The 15438-nt window shown below is 63.1% G+C and carries 14 protein-coding genes and 1 tRNA gene; 8 read left to right on the top strand and 7 right to left on the bottom strand.

Translation table 11 applies throughout. From position 1 onward, the window contains the following. Positions 1-258: 258 nt before the first annotated feature. Both msrQ and msrP read right to left on the bottom strand, forming a co-directional pair. Complete coding sequence (gene msrQ / locus ACGYLC_RS03875) at positions 259-906, bottom strand: protein-methionine-sulfoxide reductase heme-binding subunit MsrQ (protein ID WP_394421799.1); 648 nt, start codon at positions 904-906, stop codon at positions 259-261. A gap of 64 nt (positions 907-970) precedes the next feature. Next, positions 971-1876 carry a protein-methionine-sulfoxide reductase catalytic subunit MsrP gene (msrP, locus tag ACGYLC_RS03870; protein ID WP_394421797.1) on the bottom strand — a complete coding sequence of 302 codons (906 nt, stop codon included), beginning with the start codon at positions 1874-1876 and terminating at the stop codon, positions 971-973. Between the two features lie 123 nt (positions 1877-1999). Here msrP and ACGYLC_RS03865 point away from each other — a divergent pair, with 123 nt between their 5' ends. Beyond that, positions 2000-2434 carry a DUF302 domain-containing protein gene (locus ACGYLC_RS03865; RefSeq protein WP_394421796.1) on the top strand — a complete coding sequence of 145 codons (435 nt, stop codon included), beginning with the start codon at positions 2000-2002 and terminating at the stop codon, positions 2432-2434. Between the two features lie 74 nt (positions 2435-2508). On the opposite strand, the gene clpB is transcribed toward ACGYLC_RS03865, so the two are convergent. After that, positions 2509-5124, bottom strand: coding sequence for an ATP-dependent chaperone ClpB (gene clpB / locus ACGYLC_RS03860; protein ID WP_394421794.1), 2616 nt, complete (start codon positions 5122-5124; stop codon positions 2509-2511). A gap of 355 nt (positions 5125-5479) precedes the next feature. On the opposite strand from clpB, the gene ACGYLC_RS03855 reads away from it, so the two are divergent. Beyond that, on the top strand, positions 5480-5794 hold the full coding sequence (locus ACGYLC_RS03855) for an orotidine 5-phosphate decarboxylase (protein ID WP_067265831.1): 315 nt from the start codon (positions 5480-5482) through the stop codon (positions 5792-5794). 244 nt (positions 5795-6038) lie between these two features. Continuing rightward, positions 6039-6734, top strand: coding sequence for an orotidine-5'-phosphate decarboxylase (pyrF, locus tag ACGYLC_RS03850; protein WP_394421792.1), 696 nt, complete (start codon positions 6039-6041; stop codon positions 6732-6734). Positions 6735-6916: 182 nt separating this feature from the next. Here pyrF and ACGYLC_RS03845 read toward each other — a convergent pair whose 3' ends face one another. Beyond that, the gene (locus ACGYLC_RS03845; protein WP_394421791.1) at positions 6917-7342 is read right to left on the bottom strand and encodes an NUDIX hydrolase; all 426 of its coding nucleotides are present in this window, start codon (positions 7340-7342) and stop codon (positions 6917-6919) included. Between the two features lie 60 nt (positions 7343-7402). On the opposite strand from ACGYLC_RS03845, the gene ACGYLC_RS03840 reads away from it, so the two are divergent. Further along, positions 7403-8656 (top strand): DNA polymerase IV, encoded by a 1254-nt coding sequence (locus tag ACGYLC_RS03840; protein ID WP_394421789.1) that lies wholly within the window; start codon positions 7403-7405, stop codon positions 8654-8656. A 2-nt stretch (positions 8657-8658) separates the two neighbouring features. On the opposite strand, the gene ACGYLC_RS03835 is transcribed toward ACGYLC_RS03840, so the two are convergent. Continuing rightward, positions 8659-9519, bottom strand: a complete 861-nt coding sequence (locus ACGYLC_RS03835) for an N-formylglutamate amidohydrolase (RefSeq protein WP_394398883.1) — start codon at positions 9517-9519, stop codon at positions 8659-8661. A gap of 145 nt (positions 9520-9664) precedes the next feature. Here ACGYLC_RS03835 and ACGYLC_RS03830 point away from each other — a divergent pair. From ACGYLC_RS03830 to ACGYLC_RS03815, 4 genes are all read left to right on the top strand, one after another. Beyond that, positions 9665-9739, top strand: a tRNA-Val gene (locus tag ACGYLC_RS03830). A gap of 76 nt (positions 9740-9815) precedes the next feature. Continuing rightward, the gene (ykgO, locus tag ACGYLC_RS03825; RefSeq protein WP_005850168.1) at positions 9816-9941 is read left to right on the top strand and encodes a type B 50S ribosomal protein L36; all 126 of its coding nucleotides are present in this window, start codon (positions 9816-9818) and stop codon (positions 9939-9941) included. Positions 9942-10067: 126 nt separating this feature from the next. Next, positions 10068-10943 (top strand): glutathione-dependent disulfide-bond oxidoreductase, encoded by an 876-nt coding sequence (yghU, locus tag ACGYLC_RS03820; RefSeq protein WP_394421787.1) that lies wholly within the window; start codon positions 10068-10070, stop codon positions 10941-10943. Positions 10944-11071: 128 nt separating this feature from the next. Continuing rightward, a complete protein-coding gene (locus ACGYLC_RS03815) occupies positions 11072-12088 on the top strand; it encodes a Fe(3+) ABC transporter substrate-binding protein (protein WP_394421785.1) in 1017 nt (338 codons plus the stop codon). A 345-nt stretch (positions 12089-12433) separates the two neighbouring features. Here ACGYLC_RS03815 and ACGYLC_RS03810 read toward each other — a convergent pair whose 3' ends face one another. Next, positions 12434-14104 (bottom strand): ABC transporter permease, encoded by a 1671-nt coding sequence (locus ACGYLC_RS03810; protein ID WP_394421783.1) that lies wholly within the window; start codon positions 14102-14104, stop codon positions 12434-12436. A 54-nt stretch (positions 14105-14158) separates the two neighbouring features. Continuing rightward, complete coding sequence (locus ACGYLC_RS03805; RefSeq protein WP_394421781.1) at positions 14159-15385, bottom strand: phenylacetate--CoA ligase family protein; 1227 nt, start codon at positions 15383-15385, stop codon at positions 14159-14161. Positions 15386-15438 lie beyond the last annotated feature (53 nt).

The raw sequence follows: 15438 nt of genomic DNA, 5'->3' as shown, positions 1-15438 counted from the left end.
CCCGTCTGGCGCCCCGCCGTGCGCCTCAGCGCCGCCGGTGAAGGGGGTTCTAAGGCGAGTGAAGCAAAGCCGCAAGCCGTTTTTTGAAGTTTTGTGCAGTTTTTATGAAACCCGCAGATCAATACCTAAAAACAATGGCTTAGACACCCAGACATCCAGCAGAATTCAGCCGAAGACGGCGCGCCACGCCGCCATTATGTTAACGCCACCAGTTATCCACATGCCACGGGCCGGAATCGCGCGTTTCAGACACGTGAATCACGACCCCTGCTGCTTCCTCCGAGCCGTCCAGCCCCGTGGGTCTTTCTGCCGACGACGCCCAAACAGCAGCCGATGGATCAAAAGCACCGCGACAAGACCTGCATAGACCAGCGGCTCCAGCTGAAATCCTTTCGCCAGCCAGACGAAGTGCAGGGCCGCCAAGACCGCGGCGGCATAGGTCAGCCGGTGGAGCTTGCGCCAACCTGCCCCCAGCTTGCGCAGCGACCAATTGTTGGATGTGGCCGCGAGCGGCACAAGGCAGAGAAACCCGGCCATACCGATGGTGATATAGGGCCGTTTGAGAATATCCGCCCAGATCCGCGAGAACCCCTGCACGTCCAGCAGCGCCCAGACCGTCAGATGGGCGAGCGCATAGACGAAGGTCATCACACCGATCGCCCGGCGGAAGCGTAGCAGGTTCACCCCAAACACCCGGCGCAACGGGGTGACCACCAACCCGGCGATCAGCAGGCGCAACGCCCAGAGGCCATAGAGATGTTCGAGCCCCTTTACCGGATCACGCCCCAGCCCGCCGGTAAGCCCTTGGTAAAAGAACCACGGGATGGGCAGGGCCAGCAGGAGATAGACAACCCAGACCGGAATGCGCCGAGCCGCCCGGTTCATGGCTTCGGTCAGGCGCGTCATGCTGCGGCCACGCCAGACAGCGGCGCTTGGACGAGAAGACGGGACATATATATTAAGGCAGGCATCAGAAGTTCGCCGTCAGGTCCATGCCCTCGTAAAGCGATGCCACCTCCTCTTCGTAGCCGTTGAACATCAGCGTCGGCTGGCGTCGCGCGAAAAGCCCGCCGCCGATGAGGCGTTCATCGGCCTGCGACCAGCGCGGATGGCTGACCTTGGGGTTCACGTTGCTATAGAAACCGTATTCCCGCGGGGCGGCCTTGTTCCAACTGGTCGGCGGCTGCCTGTCGGTGAGCGTGATGCGCACCACGGATTTGATGGATTTATACCCGTATTTCCACGGCACGACCAACCGCAGCGGCGCGCCGTTCTGGTTCGGGATGTCCTTGCCATAGATGCCGGTGGCCATGATCGTCAGCGGGTGCATCGCCTCATCCAGCCGCAGCCCTTCGACATAGGGCCAGTCGAGCACGGGGAAACGCAGGCCCGGCATCTCTTCGGGGCGGTAGGCAGTCTCAAAGGCCACGTATTTCGCGCCGGATTGCACCCCGGCCATATTGAGCAGATCGGCAAGCTCGAACCCGTTCCACGGCACCACCATCGACCACGCCTCGACACAGCGCAGCCGGTAAATGCGCTCTTCGATGGTCATCGCCTTCATGATATCCTCGAAAGCGTAATCGCCGGGCTTGTCGACCATCCCCGCGATGGTCACGGTCCAAGGGGCGGTGGTCAGCGCGCCTGCGTGTTTCGCGGGATCGCCCTTACCGGTGCCGAATTCGTAGTAGTTGTTGTATTGGGTGATGTCTTCGTAGTCATTCGGGGTCAGCCCCTCCTGGGCCGCGGCCCCCTGCCCCAGCCCGGCAAGGCCCAGCCCCGCCATCGCGCCGCCCATGATTTGCCGCCGGTTGAGGTACTGCGCCTCATCAGTCACGTCACGGTCCGTCAGTCGATTGATCCAGCGATTGGCCATTTCAGCGCTCCCTACTATACTCATGCAGAGTTAGCGCCCGCCGGAAGCCAGACCAAATCCTTTCGCCCGGATTTCAGCCAGCACACCGGAATGTCAGGCGCCGTTATTCAAAGGAGTGCCGCCATGATCCGTTTTCTTCTCGCCACCGGCCTGATCTGCGCAAGCGCCGTCCAAGCGGATGAAATGGTCACCTATACCACCGACCAGAGCTTTGGCGATGTAACCTTTGGAGTGGAGAACGCGATCCTGAACCAAGGGCTCATCCCCGAAAACGTCAGCCATGTCGGTGAGATGCTCGACCGCACCCGCGCCGATGTCGGCTCTGAAGTGGTGCTGTTCGAAGCGGCGGAGGTGTTCAGCTTTTGCTCGGCCGCGCTGTCGCGCAAGGTGATGGAGGCGGATGTAATGAACATCGGCTTTTGCCCCTACGACATTTTCGTCATGCAACTCCCCGAGAGTGAGGAAGTGACCATCGGCTACCGCGCCTTTCCCGACGGCGCGATGCAGGAGGTGCAGAGCCTGCTCGATGAGATCGTGAAAGAGGCGATTGGCGAATAATGGACGCCTTTCGCGGGTTTTAGTTCAAGCAAAAAGGCCGGGAAAACCCCGGCCTTTCTCAATGTTTCGGGCGTTTAATGCACCGTGGCATCATCCGGCTTGGGCCGGTTCGACGCGGCCACCTGATCGCCGATGATCAAGCCATCGGCCCCGGCGCGAACGGTAACGGTGTCGCCATCCTTCACATCCCCGGCCAAGAGCATCTCGGCCAGCGGATCCTGCACGGTACGCTGGATCACCCGCTTCAAAGGCCGCGCCCCGAAGACCGGGTCATAGCCCTCGTCCGCCAACCACTTGCGCGCGGCATCATCCAAATCGAGCGTGATCTTCCGCCCGGCAAGTCGCTTGAGCAGCCGCGCCATCTGGATCTCGACGATCCCATCCATGTCCTTGCGGCCCAGACGGTCAAAGATGATCGTCTCGTCCAAACGGTTCAGGAACTCGGGCCGGAAATGCGCCCGGACCGCATCCATCACGTCACGCTTGGCCGCCGCCATATCGCCGCCCTCGGGCAGTTGGCTCAGCGCCTGCGCCCCGAGGTTGGAGGTCAGCACGATCAGCGTCTGCTTGAAGTCGACCGTGCGGCCCTGACCGTCGGTCAGCACACCATCGTCGAGCACCTGCAAGAGCACGTTGAAGACATCGGGATGCGCCTTTTCGACCTCATCGAAGAGCACGACCTGATAGGGCCGACGCCGCACCGCTTCGGTCAGCACGCCGCCCTCGTCGTAGCCGACATAGCCCGGAGGGGCACCGATCAGACGGGCCACGGCGTGTTTCTCCATAAACTCCGACATGTCGATGCGCACCATCGCACTGTCGTCGTCAAAGAGGAACTCGGCCACGGCCTTGGTCAACTCAGTCTTGCCCACGCCGGTCGGCCCAAGGAAGAGGAAGCTGCCCAAGGGGCGGTTTTCGTCATTGAGCCCCGCCCGTGCGCGACGCACGGCATTGGCCACCGCCTTCACGGCGGCGTTCTGCCCGATCACGCGATCATGCAACTGCTCTTCCATCCGCAGCAGCTTGTCGCGCTCACCTTCCAGCATTTTGCCCGCCGGGATGCCCGTCCAACGCTCGACGACGGAGGCGATCTGGTCGGGGCGCACGGCCTCTTCGACCATCATGTCATCCTCACGGCCCTCGGCGGCTTCAAGGTCGCGCTCCAACTGCGGGATCACGCCATAAGATAGCTCGCCCGCGCGCGCGAGTTTGCCTTCGCGTTTCGCGATGTCGAGTTCGGCCCGCGCATGGTCGAGCTTCTCTTTGATGTCGCGCGCCCCGGCCAGCTTGTCACGCTCGGCCTGCCACTGCGCCGTCATCTCGGCGCTGCGGTCTTGCAGATCGCTCAGGTCTTTTTGCAAAGCCTCCAACCGATCCTTGGACGCGGCATCGTCTTCCTTCTTCAACGCCTCCGCCTCGATCTGAAGCTGTAGGATCTGGCGATCCAGCGCATCCAGCTCTTCAGGCTTGCTGTCGACCTCCATCCGCAGACGGCTCGCCGCCTCATCCATCAGGTCAATCGCCTTGTCGGGCAGGAAGCGGTCGGTGATGTAGCGATGGCTGAGCGTCGCCGCCGCGACCAGCGCGGTGTCACTGATGCGCACACCGTGGTGCAGCTCATACTTCTCTTTGATACCACGCAGGATCGAAACAGTGTCTTCCACTGTCGGCTCCTGCACGATCACCGGCTGGAACCGCCGCGCAAGGGCTGCGTCCTTCTCGACATATTTGCGGTACTCTTCGAGGGTGGTGGCACCGACACAGTGCAATTCCCCCCGCGCCAGCGCAGGCTTCAGCAGGTTCGACGCATCCATCGCGCCATCGGCCTTACCGGCACCGACCAGCGTGTGCATCTCGTCGATGAAGAGGATCACCTCGCCCGCGGCTTCGGTCACCTCGGTCAGCACGGCTTTCAAACGCTCTTCGAATTCACCACGGTATTTCGCGCCGGCGATCAGCGCCCCCATGTCGAGTGCGAGCAGACGCTTGTTGCGCAGGGATTCAGGCACGTCACCATGCACGATACGCAGCGCCAAACCTTCGGCGATAGCAGTCTTACCAACGCCCGGCTCGCCGATCAGCACCGGGTTGTTCTTGGTGCGGCGGCTCAGCACCTGCATGGCGCGGCGGATCTCTTCGTCCCGGCCAATGATCGGGTCGATCTTGCCCTCTTCGGCCCGCGCGGTCAGGTCGAGGCTGTATTTCTCCAGCGCCTCATAATTGTCTTCGGCCGTGGCGCTGTCGGCCTTGCGGCCCTTGCGCACATCATTGATGGCGGCATTAAGCCCTTGGGCGGTCACCTGCCCGGCTTCCAGTGCAGTTTTCGCGCCGGATTTCACCATGCAAAGCGCGGTCAAAATGCGCTCGACGGTGACGAAACTATCGCCTGCTTTCTTGGCAATCGCTTCGGCCTCGGCCAGCACCTTGGCGGTGGTGCCATCCAAATAGACCTGCCCCGCATCGCCGGTGACTTTCGGTATCTTGCCAAGCGCCAGGTCAAGCGCCTGCACCACGCGCGCTCCGTCGCCGCCCGACGCGGCAATCAGATTCCGCGCGAGCCCTTGGTCGTCGTCCAGCAGTGCCTTGAGGACATGTTCCGGGGCCAACCGCTGATGGCTTTCCCGTGTTGCAATGGTCTGCGCCGCCTGAATGAAGCCGCGCGATCTTTCCGTGAACTTGCTCAAGTCCATGGGTCTCTCCTTTTCTACAAGCGCTCCAAAATGCCGCGCCCGATATGTGGCACGCGGCGGTCTGAGCCTCGCTCTCAATTTGGGAAGCGGTGCAGCGGGTTCAAGACCATCCAAGCGCAAAATACTGCCGAGAGACCGGCCGCCAATAGGAGAAAATCAGTTAATAAGGCGAAAATACGGCAATTTTGAGACATTAAATACATCTCTAGGACATTGAAATAAATACATTGTTAACCTTTATCCACAGAAGCTGTAACCATAATGAAACCATTTTGCCGCCTCTCGCGTTTATCCAGCAGAGGAGAGCAGGACAAAGCAGCCTGCCAAGGTTCAGAAGAACGCAAGAGGTGAAACGATGCAGACGCGCCCGATCCAGTTGACAGATGTCACCTATAATGCGGCCACTCAGTGTTTCGAAGCGCTGGTGACCGTCCAAGACGGGGAGCAGCTGCGCCGCTATGCCTGTGCTATCGACGCCCCCATCACCATGTCATATCACGATGCCGCCGACGGGCTCTCCCGTCAGGCGCTTCGTCGCCACGCTCAAAAACGTGGCCTGAGTTCCGAAGTCCTGCGCCACGTCCCCGCACAGCGGGCCGGACGCCGCAGCTTTGACCCGCTGCGCTGGCTGGAAGAGGTCATGCACCTCCCCGGTCGCGACGCGGCTTGACCCCCTTCCGCGCGGCGCCTGCCTGCCGCGCGGCTGCCCGCGGACCTGCCGCCACTTCATCTGTCCCGATGTGGCGTTCCGCACACCAGAGACCAGTGCCTGCCTGCTAAGTCTCTGATTACTTGGCCCGGACCCGCTTAGCGGCGTTCGGGCCTCTTTTTTGCGCCCTCCCCGCATGAATGATGGACTTGCCCCGCGCCGCAGCGTAGGTCAAAGCCGTTTAAAATTTGGCAGGAGCCCTCGCATGTCTGATGACCGTCTGATTGTCGCCCTTGATGTTCCCCATGCGGTCGCGGGGCTGGAACTGGCCGAAAAGCTCGGCGATGCCGTGGGCTTTTACAAAATCGGCCTGGGCATGCTGACCGGCGGCGGCTTGGCCTTGGCGAATGAGTTGAAGCAAGAGCATGGCAAGCGCATCTTCCTCGATATGAAACTCTTTGACATCGGCGCCACGGTAGAGGCGGCAGTGCGGGGTCTTGCGCAGTTCGATCTGGACTTCCTGACCGTTCACGGCGACCCGCATGTGGTGGCCGCGGCCAAACAAGGGGCCGCGGGCACTGATATGAAGATCCTCGCCGTGACCATCCTTACCTCGCTGGACCGCGCCGATCTTGACGCCGCGCTGATCCAGCCGGGCGATCTGGGCGATCTGGTGCTGACCCGGGCGGGCCGGGCGCTGGACGCGGGCGCGGATGGGGTCATCGCCTCCCCCCAAGAAGCCGCGGCGATCCGCGCCCTGCCCGAGGCGGGCGGCAAGCTGATCGTCACCCCCGGCGTGCGCCCCCAAGGGGCCGCATTGGGCGACCAGAAACGCGTCGCCACACCGGGGCAGGCCATTGCGGACGGGGCCGATCATATCGTGGTGGGCCGCCCGATCTGGCAGGCCGAAGACCCCGCCGCCGCCGCCCGCGCCGTGCTTCAGGAAATTTCCGAAGGTTAACAACGGGCTTGCCCGCGCCTGTAGCAAATCGACCACAGCGCGCCGGGATGCGCCTTGGACTCGGCCATCAAGGTTAGGGGAAAACCGCCGGATATGTTATGTTGAACTCAGGTGATACTCCCCGACGAACTGGTTCTTCCTGATGTTCGTCACCTCCCCCCGCTCACGCAGGCGGGGGGCCTTTATTTGCCCGGCATCCTCCCATTAGCGCGCTCTGCAAGATAGACCCGCAAGCGGTCTTGAAAGGCGGGAACAGCGCGGGGATGGTTGAGAAACTCCGCCTCGGTCATCAGGCGCCAGCGCTGCCCCTCGTCGCCAAAGACGATCTGAGCCTCCGCCTCGGCCGGTAAGCGCGCGACGAAGAACCACTTGATCCGCCCGCCCTCATCAAAGCAGCCTTCCCAGATCACGGCACCTTCAGGCACCACGATCCCCAATTCTTCGCGGCATTCACGCAACGCGCAGGCCAGCGGACTCTCATCCCCCTCGCGGCCCCCGCCGGGCAAATCCCAGTGATCGGCAAAGAGTAGCCCCGGCAGATCGTCGCGCAGGATCACGGCCAGTTTCTCCCCTAGGTAAAGCGCGAGCTTTGCGCCATCAAAGACCATGTTCAATCCCTCGCGATCTGGTTAGAATCGTCGCCCGAACCCTGCCCTTCCGGTGTACCCATGGCCACCCTCTGTCGCGACTGTCTGTCTGAAATCCCGCCGGCGCGGCGCTGCCCGCGCTGCGGCAGTCCGCGCGTGCTGTCCCACCCGGAACTCTTCGACCTCTCCATTGCCCATATGGATTGCGACGCCTTCTATGCCTCGGTCGAAAAGCGCGACAATCCCGAACTCGCGGGCAAACCCGTCATCATCGGCGGGGGGCGGCGCGGGGTCGTCTCGACCGCTTGCTATGTCGCGCGCATTCGCGGCGTGCGCTCTGCCATGCCGATGTTTCAGGCGCTAAAGCTTTGCCCCGAGGCGGTGATCATCAAGCCGCGGATGGAGGTCTATGTCGAAGCCTCCCGCGCGATCCGCGCCATGATGGAAGAGATGACCCCTGCCATCGAGCCGCTGTCGCTGGACGAAGCCTTTCTCGACATGACCGGCACCGCGCGGCTGCACGGCCAGCCTCCGGCGATGATGCTGGCACGATTGGTGCGGCGGATGAAAACCGAACTGGGGCTGACCGGCTCCATCGGGTTGAGCCACAACAAGTTTCTGGCCAAAGTCGCTTCGGACCTCGACAAACCACATGGGTTCTCTGTCATCGGCGCGGGGGAAACGGCGGACTTTCTGCGCGACAAACCGGTGGGCATGATCTGGGGCGTCGGTGCCGCCACGCAAACCGCGCTGGAAAAGGCCGGCATCCGCAGCTTTTCCGATCTCTTGCGGTGGGAACAGACCGACCTCATCGCGCGCTTTGGCAGCATGGGGGACCGGCTGTGGCATCTGGCACGGGGCCAAGACGCCCGCCGCGTCTCACGCCACCGTCCGGTGAAGTCGATCAGCAACGAGACGACATTCTCTGACGATACGGGCGATGCAGAGATTCTGGACGGCCATATCTGGCGCTTGGCGGAGAAGGTGGCAGACCGCGCCAAGGCGAAAGAGATGGCGGGCCGGGTGGTGACGCTCAAGCTCAAACGGGCCGATCATACCGTGCTGTCGCGCCGCCTGTCGCTGCATGACCCGACCCAATTGGCCGACCGGATTTACCGCACCGCCCGCGCCCTCTTCGATCAAGTCGATCACCAAAGCGCCTATCGGCTGATCGGCGTGGGCCTGTCCGAGTTGTCGGGCGCCGAGGGGGCGGATATGGCGGGCGATCTGCTCGACCCCGGTGCGGCACAACGCAGCCGGGCCGAGCGCGCCGCCGATCGCATCCGCAGCCGTTTCGGTGAAAAAGCCATCGTCAAAGGCCGCGCGCTGCGCTGAGCCTACTCCGCGGCGAGCGGAAGCCGCTCCTGACCGATCTGCGCCACCTCGGCCACCACACGTTGCAGCGCCGCCTGAACCGCCTCGAAAGCGCCATTAGGGCGAATCAAGCGTTCGTTCATATAAAGCGCGCGGTCGATTTCCACCTGCACCGCATGTTGCCCCCGGGACGGGCGGCCATAGGCTTGGGTGATATAGGCCCCCGCAAAGGGCGAATTGCGCGTCACGACGAAACCCGCGTCGACGAAAGCCGCTTCGATCCGGTCGACCACCTCGCCCCCCGCCGCCGCGCCGAAACGGTCACCCAGAACGACATCGGGCCGCCGCATCCCACCACGGGCCACGCCGTCCATCGCCTCATGCGGCATGGAATGGCAATCGACCAGCACCGCTTGGCCATGACGGCGGTGCGCCCCGCTGAGCAACTCCTGCAATTTCGCGTGATAGGGTCGCCAATAGCTGTCGATTCGCAACTGCGCCTCTTCTTGGGACAGTTTGCCGCGATAAATCGCCCGGCCATTGGCCACCACGCGGGGAATCACCCCCAGCCCCGAGGCCACGCGCGGGTTATGCCCCTGCCGCGGAATGCCTTCGATGACAGATGGATCGAGTTCCTCCGGCGCGCGATTAAGGTCGATATAGGCGCGCGGAGCCCCTGCCTTGATAAAAGAAGCGCCATACAGCGGTGCGCAGTCGAACAAAAGATCGACAAAAGCATCCTCGGATGACCGGATTGCATGTTCGTCCAACACCGACCGCCGCAGGAAAGACGCCGCATAATCCCGCCCCGAATGAGGCGACGCAAAGACCACGCAGGAGTGGTTTCTGTCCGGATGCAGTACTTCGTAAGCGGTCATCGGCATAATAAATTCCTCTAAGTCGAACATAGCGTGTTTATTCCGCGCCAAAAGCCCTTGATCCCGCCGCCGACTCCTTTTATAGCACCCCAACGGCGCGAAATTTCGCGCCCCATTTAGTTTTGGGGCCGATACGGAAACGCTGAAAAGTGGGTGATTAGCTCAGCGGTAGAGCACTTCGTTGACATCGAAGGGGTCACTGGTTCGATCCCAGTATCGCCCACCATTTATTCATCGACCCGCCCTGCGCGGGTTGCCCGCAACCCAGGCGCTGGCCCGCGCCACGACATGAGGAGACGACCATGAAGGTTCGCAATTCGCTCCGCTCGCTCAAGAATCGGCATCGCGATTGCCGTGTTGTGCGTCGCAAAGGCCGCGTTTACGTCATCAACAAGACGCAGCGCCGGTTCAAAGCCCGTCAGGGCTGAGCTTCGCAGCTATTCGATTTAAAGGCCGCTCCTTCGGGGGCGGCTTTTTTCGTTTCGCCTAACTGCTTGCAACCCCGGCGCAAAACCCCACCTTCAAGGCAGGCTTGAATAACAAGGAAGACCATCATGTCGGACACGCCCGAATATACGCCCCCCAAGGTTTGGAAATGGGAATCAGAGAGCGGCGGCAAATTCGCCAGCACCAACCGCCCTATCGCCGGGGCGACCCATGACAAGGAACTGCCCGTTGGGGCGCATCCCTTTCAGCTTTACTCCCTCGCCACGCCCAACGGGGTCAAAGTCACTGTGATGTTCGAAGAACTGCTGGCGGCGGGTCACAAGGCGGCGGAATATGACGCGTGGTTAGTTGATATTTCCGAGGGCGATCAGTTCGGCTCCGGCTTTGTCGAGGTGAACCCCAATTCGAAAATCCCCGCGCTGATGGACCGTTCCGGCGACACGCCGCAGCGGGTCTTCGAATCGGGGGCGATCCTGCTCTACCTTGCCGAAAAGTTCGGCGCCTTCCTGCCTCAAGACCCCGCCGGCCGGACCGAGGCGCTCTCATGGCTTTTCTGGCAGATGGGCAGCGCGCCTTACCTTGGCGGCGGCTTTGGCCATTTCTATGCCTACGCGCCGGAGAAGTTCGAATACCCCATCAACCGTTTCGCGATGGAGACCAAGCGCCAGCTTGACGTGATGGACAAACATTTGGCCGAGCATGAATATTTTGCCGATGAATACTCCATCGCCGATATCGCGATTTGGAGCTGGTATGGGCAACTGGTCCTCGGTCGGCTCTACTCCGCGGCGGAATTCCTCGATGTGACCTCTTACAAGAACGTCATGCGTTGGGCCGAGGCGATTGACGCGCGCCCGGCCGTGACCCGGGGCCGTATGGTCAATCGTGCCTTCGGGGATGACCTGTCGATGCAATTGCATGAGCGTCACGACGCCAGTGATTTCGACACCAAGACCCAAGACAAGATCGGCAGCAAAGACTGACGGCACAGCCCCCGGCGCCGCTTCGCCGGGGGCTTTCCAACCAATTCTATCGGAATTGGTTGCAGGACAGGGTGAAATCTGTTTCTTACTGTTTCAGTCAAGTTATACCAATGAGACAGGACCCTGATATGACCTTCTGCAAAACATCGACTGCCGCCGCCGCGCTTATGGCGCTGGCCCTGCCCGCGCTGGCCGATGGCGAGTTGAACCTCTACTCTTCGCGTCACTACGACACCGATGAGCGGCTCTACTCCGACTTTACCGAAGCAACCGGCATCACCATCAACCGCATCGAAGGCAAGGCCGACGAACTGCTGGCCCGTATGGAAGCCGAAGGCGCGAATTCCCCCGCCGACGTCCTGCTGACCGTGGACACAAGCCGCCTCAAGCGCGCCAAGGACTTGGGCCTGCTACAAGCTGTTGAGAGCGAGACACTGGAAGAGCGCATCCCCGCCAACCTGCAGGACGACGACAACCAGTGGTTCGGCCTGTCGCAGCGTGCGCGGATCATCTTCTACAACAAAGAGACGATGGACAACCCGCCCGAGACCTACATGGACCTCGCCGATCCCGCGTACAAAGGTCAGGTCTGCATCCGCTCCTCGACCAATACCTATAACCAGACCCTGCTGGCCTCCATCGTGACCCATGAGGGTGAAGAAGCCGCCACCGACTGGGCGCAGGGCGTGGTCGACAACATGGCGCGCGCCCCGCAGGGTGGTGACACCGACCAGTTGCGCGGCATCGTTTCCGGTGAGTGCGACATCGCGGTTTCCAACAGCTACTACTTCGCCCGTGCGATCCGCACCGATGTCGATGGCGTCAGCGCCGATATCGGCAAGATCGGCGTGATCTGGCCCGATCAGGAAGGCAACGGCGCGCATATGAACCTCTCGGGTGGCGGTGTGGCCAAGAACGCGCCGAACCGCGAGAACGCGGTGAAATTTCTTGAGTATCTCGCCTCGGATCAGGCGCAGGTCTACTTCTCGGCGGGCAACGACGAATTCCCCACCGTGGAAGGCGTGGAACTGGCTGACAGTGTGAAGCAGTTGGGTGAGTTCAAGGCCGACGACGTGAACCTGTCGGACGTGGCCGAGAACATCGGCACCGCGCAGAAGATCTTCAACTCGGTCGGCTGGGAATAATCAGCACGACAATCGAGCAGGAGGCGGGCTTTCGGGCCCGCCTTTTTTATTGCGCTACGCCTCCCGCAAGCGTCCGCCCGTGGGAACCCCGGGCATCGCCCTCCCTCCCCCCGGAGGGCGATTTTGCAAGGCCACCGCATGACGCCGCGCCTGCGCCCTTGGCAATGACATTGCAGAAAGCAGGCCGATCATCGCCCCCCAGGGAGGGCGCTGCCCTTATCGCCAGACGGCCCGGAATCAAGCCGTAGGCGCCGGGCCATCGCCTGCCCGTCCCGTCACGCCAAAGGCGTGCCGATCAATAACGGCGCACCTCTGGTGTGACGGGCAGGCGCTGGCCCTCGGGATCTACCGCTGCCGCCCCACCTGACGGCAGATCAGGATCACCGGCAGCAACCCCATCGCCACGATCACCAAGCTCGGCACCGCTGCCCCGTTCAACCGCTCATCACTCGCCAAGCGATACGCCTGCACCGCAAGTGTGTCATAGTTGAACGGCCGCATGATCAGCGTCGCGGGCAGCTCCTTCATCACGTCGACAAAGACGATCAGCAGCGCGGTCAGCAGGCTCGGCGCGAGGATCGGCAGATGCACCCGGCGCAACGTACCCAGGGGCGTCTGCCCCAGCGAGCGCGCGGCGGCGTCCATATTGGCATGCACCATGGACTGCCCGCCCTCGTAGGCGCCAAGCGCCGCGGCGAGGAAGCGCACCAGATAGGCCAGCACCAGAAGCCAGATCGAGCCGGTGATCAGCAGCCCGGTGGAAATGTCGAAAGTCTCGCGCATCCAGGCGTCGAGCGCGTTGTCGAAGGCCGCGAATGGCACCAGAAGCCCCACCGCAATCACCCCGCCCGGCACCGCGTAGCCGAGCCGCGCCACATAGGCCGCGCCCTGCGAGACCCGCCCCGGGCGCAGCCGCCGGTAGAAGCCCACGCTGATCGCCGCCAGCACCGTCAGCAGCGCCGCGACCCCGGCAAGCGTCACCGAGTTGCGCATGAAGCCCAAGTAGCGCGGGCTGAACAGGCTCTGCTCGCTGTCGAGCCCCATGGTCACGAGGATCACCACCGGCAACACCGCGCCCAACAGCACCGGCACCCCGCAAAGCACGATCGCCGCCGCAGCCTGCGAGCCTTTCAACTCGGCTGGCGGTGCCGACTGGGTCCGGCGGGAGGGGTCGTGATACTTGGCCTTGCCGCGCTGCGCCCGCTCCAGCATCGCCAGCAGCAGGGCGAAACTCAGCAGGCAGAGCGCCAGTTGCGCCGCCGCCGCGCGGTCAAACATGGAGAACCAGCTTGTGTAGATGCCGGTGGCGAAAGTCTGCACGCCGAAATAGGCGACGGTGCCGAAATCGGCGATGGTCTCCATCACCGCCAGCAGCACGCCCCCGGCAATCGCGGGCCGCGCCAGCGGCAGGCTGACCTTGAAGAACGCGGCCCATGCGCTGGAGCCAAGCGCGCGGGCAGCCAGAAAGGTCGTCCCGCTCTGCTGCAGGAAGGCCGCGCGCGCCAGAAGATAGACGTAAGGGTAGAGTACCAGCACCAACATCGCCGCCGCCCCGCCGAGCGAGCGGATCTCGGGGAACCAGTAATCGCGCGGCCCCCAGCCGGTGACGTCGCGCAGCACCGTCTGCACGATGCCGGGATGGTCCAGCACATGGGTGTAGGCATAGGCCAACACATAGGCCGGGAAGGCCAGCGGCAGCACCAGCGCGATCTCTAAAAGCTTCGCCCCCGGAAAGCGCGTCATCGTGACGAGCCATGCCGCCCCCACGCCGATTGCGAAAGTGCCTAAAGAGACCAGCAGCACCAACAAGAGCGTGGTGGCCGTGTAGCGCCCCAGCACCGTCTCGATCAGATGCTGCACCGTCTCGGTCCCGCCGCTGAGGGCGGCGATCAGCACCGCCAGCATCGGCAGCGCGCAGAAGAGGGCCACGGTCAGGGCAACGACCGACAGCGCGCGCAGCCCATCGCGGGCGCGGCGCAGGTGGGGTGTCTCGGTGGAGGCGGGGTTCAGCGTCATGCGCCCTATTTCGACGATTTCACTCGGAAATGCCAGAGGGCGCGACGCCGCGCCTCAGTCGTAGCTGCGGGTATCCTCGATCACCAGACCGTCACGCGGCAGGCTGCCGGGGGCGACCAGTTCGACACGCCCCTTGAGCTTGAGCAGATCGGCCACGGATTGGGCATAGCGTTCCTTGTCCTCTCCGGCGGTCTCGATCTGCACGGTCATGACATCGGCCTCGCCCTCGCGGCTAGCGATAACGCGGGCCTTCTCGATCTCCTCGTGCTGGGCGACCAGCGCCGCGACTTGCTCAGGCCGCACGAACATGCCCTTGATCTTGGTCGTCTGGTCGGCACGGCCCATCCAGCCCTTGATGCGCATATTCGTGCGCCCACAGGGGCTTTCGCCCTCCAGCACGGCGCTGAGATCGCCGGTGGCGAAACGGATGAGCGGGTAGTCGGGGTTCAGCGTGGTGACCACGACCTCGCCGACCTCGCCCGGGGCCACGGGGATGCCGGTGCCGGGGGTGACGATCTCGACGATGACCTGTTCGTCGACGATAAGCCCCTCCATCGCCGGGCTTTCATAGGCGATGTTGCCCAGATCCGCGGTGGCATAGGATTGCAGGCAAGTGATGCCGCGCTCCTGATAGAAGGCGCGCAGGCTTGGGAAGAGCGCGCCGCCACCGACCGCGGCCTTGGTGATCTTCAGATCGACCCCCATGGCATCGGCCTTCTCGAGAATCACCTTCAGGTAATCCGGCGTCCCGGCATAGGCGGTGGAACCCACGTCGCGCGCGGCAGTGACCTGAAGCTCGGTCTGGCCGGTCCCGGCAGGCAGCACCGTGGCGCCCACGGCCCGCGCGCCGGACTCAAAGATCATGCCAGCCGGCGTCAGGTGGTATCCAAAGCAATTGTGCACCACGTCGCCCGCGCCGATCCCGGCGGCATGCAGGAAACGCCCCATGCGCCACCAGTCGGGCGCGTTGCTCGACGGCTCGTAGATCGGGCCGGGGGATTGGAAGACATGGGAAAACTCGGTCACCGGCTTGGTGGTGAAGCCACCGAAGGGCGCCTGCGCTGCCTGTGCCTTGCCCAGTTCGGACTTGCGCAGCACCGGCAGATCGGCCAGCGCCTCGGCAGAGGTGATCTGCGATGCGTCCACCCCCTTGAGCGTCTCGCCATAGCCCGGCAAGCCCTGCGCGCGGGCGATCTGCTGCGGCAAAGCCTGCGCCAGATCGGCCGCCCGTTGGTCGGTGCTGCGGGTTTCCAGATCGTCGAAATGGGGCTTGGTGAGCATCCCTGTCACTTTCCTGCTATGGCATCACTGGAGAGGGCATAGGCCCGCTCTGG

Source organism: Sulfitobacter sp. 1A12157, from assembly GCF_043557345.1.
In the GTDB taxonomy this organism is placed as follows: domain Bacteria; phylum Pseudomonadota; class Alphaproteobacteria; order Rhodobacterales; family Rhodobacteraceae; genus Sulfitobacter.
The sequence above is the reverse complement of the archived record's forward strand: the minus strand, read 5'-3'. Positions and strand labels throughout refer to the sequence as shown.

What these genes read in the sequence shown, in the direction of transcription:
- msrQ (WP_394421799.1), bottom strand. Translation starts at nt 906, where the DNA reads ATGACGCGCCTGACCGAAGCCATGAACCGGGCGGCTCGGCGCATTCCG.
- msrP (WP_394421797.1), bottom strand. Translation starts at nt 1,876, where the DNA reads ATGGCCAATCGCTGGATCAATCGACTGACGGACCGTGACGTGACTGAT.
- ACGYLC_RS03865 (WP_394421796.1), top strand. Translation starts at nt 2,000, where the DNA reads ATGATCCGTTTTCTTCTCGCCACCGGCCTGATCTGCGCAAGCGCCGTC.
- clpB (WP_394421794.1), bottom strand. Translation starts at nt 5,124, where the DNA reads ATGGACTTGAGCAAGTTCACGGAAAGATCGCGCGGCTTCATTCAGGCG.
- ACGYLC_RS03855 (WP_067265831.1), top strand. Translation starts at nt 5,480, where the DNA reads ATGCAGACGCGCCCGATCCAGTTGACAGATGTCACCTATAATGCGGCC.
- pyrF (WP_394421792.1), top strand. Translation starts at nt 6,039, where the DNA reads ATGTCTGATGACCGTCTGATTGTCGCCCTTGATGTTCCCCATGCGGTC.
- ACGYLC_RS03845 (WP_394421791.1), bottom strand. Translation starts at nt 7,342, where the DNA reads ATGGTCTTTGATGGCGCAAAGCTCGCGCTTTACCTAGGGGAGAAACTG.
- ACGYLC_RS03840 (WP_394421789.1), top strand. Translation starts at nt 7,403, where the DNA reads ATGGCCACCCTCTGTCGCGACTGTCTGTCTGAAATCCCGCCGGCGCGG.
- ACGYLC_RS03835 (WP_394398883.1), bottom strand. Translation starts at nt 9,519, where the DNA reads ATGCCGATGACCGCTTACGAAGTACTGCATCCGGACAGAAACCACTCC.
- ykgO (WP_005850168.1), top strand. Translation starts at nt 9,816, where the DNA reads ATGAAGGTTCGCAATTCGCTCCGCTCGCTCAAGAATCGGCATCGCGAT.
- yghU (WP_394421787.1), top strand. Translation starts at nt 10,068, where the DNA reads ATGTCGGACACGCCCGAATATACGCCCCCCAAGGTTTGGAAATGGGAA.
- ACGYLC_RS03815 (WP_394421785.1), top strand. Translation starts at nt 11,072, where the DNA reads ATGACCTTCTGCAAAACATCGACTGCCGCCGCCGCGCTTATGGCGCTG.
- ACGYLC_RS03810 (WP_394421783.1), bottom strand. Translation starts at nt 14,104, where the DNA reads ATGACGCTGAACCCCGCCTCCACCGAGACACCCCACCTGCGCCGCGCC.
- ACGYLC_RS03805 (WP_394421781.1), bottom strand. Translation starts at nt 15,385, where the DNA reads ATGCTCACCAAGCCCCATTTCGACGATCTGGAAACCCGCAGCACCGAC.